Genomic DNA, 2,052 nt, shown 5'->3' on the forward strand with positions numbered 1-2,052 from the left:
CATCTTCCTCACCGCGGCGGCTCAGGGCTGTGGCCGCCGCGGTGAGGAAGATGAAGGTGTAGAGGATCTGGAGTATGGCGACCAGGCGGGCCGCCTGGCCGTGCGGGGTGATGTCGCCGTAGCCGATGGTGGCGAGGGTGACCAGCGTGAAGTACAGGGCGTCCAGGCGGGTGTCGAGGCCGATGAGTTCGCCGGGGCGTTGGGCCAGGGCCTGGTAGGCGGTGGCGAAGACCAGGATGGACAGGCTCATCAGCAGGGGGATGACCAGTCCGGGCCGGCCGTGCGGGTGGTCGAGGAGGACGTGGCCGATCTGCTGGAACAGCAGGGTGGCGATGAGCGCCAGGGTCAGGCCGAAGAGCGTCCAGCTCAGGGTCGGGCGTCGAGGGCCCAGGTCGTCGAGGGGGAGCAGGAAGTAGGCGGTGACCAGGACGGTCGCGGCGACGGCCTGGGCGAGCCAGCGCCGCAGGGTGTTCCGTGCCGTGGCCTGCTCGCGGTGGTGACTGCTTTCCATGGGGCGGGGAGGGAGGGCTGGAGGCCGGCGGGGAAGGGCGTTCCTAGGTTCGGGGTGCCGTCTCGCGGCGTGGTGAGCACAGGGCCCAGATGATGAAGCCGTCGATGACGATGAGGACGATCGACCAGACCGGCGCGTAGGGCAGCCACACGAAGTTGGCGATCATGCTCAGTCCGGCCAGGGCGACACCTGTGGCGCGGGCCCAGGCCGCCCCCGTGAACAGGGCGAGCCCCGCGGCCAGGATGAGGGCGCCGATGATCAGGTGGATCCAGCCCCAGCCGGTCAGGCTGAACGCGTAGGTGAAGTTGCGGGTGGTGACGAAGACGTCGTCCTCGGCGATGGCGGCGATGCCTTGGAAGATCGCCATGATCCCGCCGAACGTCATCAGGACCGCCGCGGCCCCGGTCCAGCCTGTCGCCCATGCGCTCTGGGCTTCCCATCCGGTCCGCTGCTGGTGTGTTCCACCGACATTGCTCGCCATGTGTTCGCCCTTTCGGCTGCCCCGAGTGGTCCCCGAGCGGTGTGTTTCCTCATCCAGGTTTGCACCCCCGGGTGTGCTCGGCACCTCGGGTGTCGTGCCGCACGCGCCTCGTCACTTGGTGCGGCCGTGCTCCTCGAGGTAGTCGGCCGCGAGGGCGTTCGCTCGGGTGAACCAGTCGCTCAGGACGGCGATCTCGTCGGGGCCGTAGTCGGCGAAGAGCGCGGTGAGCCGGGCGTAGTGCGGCTCGTAGATCTCGCGGACGCGGGCCACGGCGTCCGGCTGGGCGGCCACCCGGACGCGACGGCGGTCCGTGGGGTCGGGGCGGCGGGTGATGTAGCCGGCGCGTTCCAGGCGATTGAGGATGCCGGTCATCGCGCCCGTCGTGACGTGGACGCGTTCCGCCAGCTCTCCGGCCGTGAGCAGGTTGTCGCCCGACCCGATGACGAACCCGAAGCAGGTCAGGTCGGTGACGTTCAGGTCCACCTGCTGGGCGATCCGGTGCTGGCCCACCAGGTGGGTCGCGATGAGGCGGTCCATCGCCCACAGCGCCTGCTCCGGCGTGGCGGGTGGGCGCGGCTTCGCGTGCATGGTGTTCCCCATTTCACTTAGCGCGTGAGAGTTTTCTGCGCTAAATTGCTTACATCGTGAGAGGTTTTCGCGCCCGTCGACTGTGGTGAGGGAGCAGGTGCGTGAGCGCACATCAATATGACCATGGGCATACCGTCGCCGGGTGGACCGGTTTCGGGATCGTCACCGCGGGGGCGGCTGTTCTCGCGCTGGGGGTGTGTACGGGATCCGGGGTGTCGCGGGCCGTCGGCCTGGGCATCGTCCTGCTCGGCCTCCTGGTCACCTGGGCGCTGCATCTGGCCGGGTGGGGCAAGCCGACAGGACGGCGGCCGAGGGAGCAGTGGGACTGGTGGGTCAGGGACCCCGGTGCCGGGGACGGGCACCCGGGGTGCCTGGGATGCCGGCTGGCGGGCCGCGGCCGGCGCCGGACCACGGCGGCGGAATCCGGCGCGCCCCCCCCCCCCCCCCCCCCCCCCGTCCCCTATACACAACT

Annotated in this window: 4 protein-coding genes; 1 reads left to right on the top strand and 3 read right to left on the bottom strand. The window is 70.2% G+C overall.

Annotation, left to right across the window (positions count from 1 at the left end):
- The 3 genes from AOK11_RS38405 to AOK11_RS38415 form a co-directional block, all read right to left on the bottom strand.
- Nucleotides 1-511: potassium channel family protein (locus tag AOK11_RS38405; protein ID WP_055598222.1), on the bottom strand; the 511-nt coding region annotated here is incomplete at its 3' end.
- Between the two features lie 43 nt (nt 512-554).
- Complete coding sequence (locus tag AOK11_RS38410; RefSeq protein WP_055598223.1) at nt 555-992, bottom strand: DUF7144 family membrane protein; 438 nt, start codon at nt 990-992, stop codon at nt 555-557.
- 111 nt (nt 993-1,103) lie between these two features.
- Nucleotides 1,104-1,580 (bottom strand): MarR family winged helix-turn-helix transcriptional regulator, encoded by a 477-nt coding sequence (locus AOK11_RS38415; RefSeq protein ID WP_055598224.1) that lies wholly within the window; start codon nt 1,578-1,580, stop codon nt 1,104-1,106.
- A 101-nt stretch (nt 1,581-1,681) separates the two neighbouring features.
- On the opposite strand from AOK11_RS38415, the gene AOK11_RS46025 reads away from it, so the two are divergent.
- The coding region (locus tag AOK11_RS46025; protein WP_240497653.1) for an HGxxPAAW family protein at nt 1,682-2,052 on the top strand (371 nt) is incomplete at its 3' end.

The sequence above is a fragment of the Streptomyces hirsutus genome (assembly GCF_001418415.1).
GTDB classification, from domain to species: domain Bacteria; phylum Actinomycetota; class Actinomycetes; order Streptomycetales; family Streptomycetaceae; genus Streptomyces; species Streptomyces hirsutus.

Coding starts and splice junctions, on each gene's coding strand:
- AOK11_RS38415 (WP_055598224.1), bottom strand. CDS start 1,580: ATGCACGCGAAGCCGCGCCCACCCGCCACGCCGGAGCAGGCGCTGTGG.
- AOK11_RS38410 (WP_055598223.1), bottom strand. CDS start 992: ATGGCGAGCAATGTCGGTGGAACACACCAGCAGCGGACCGGATGGGAA.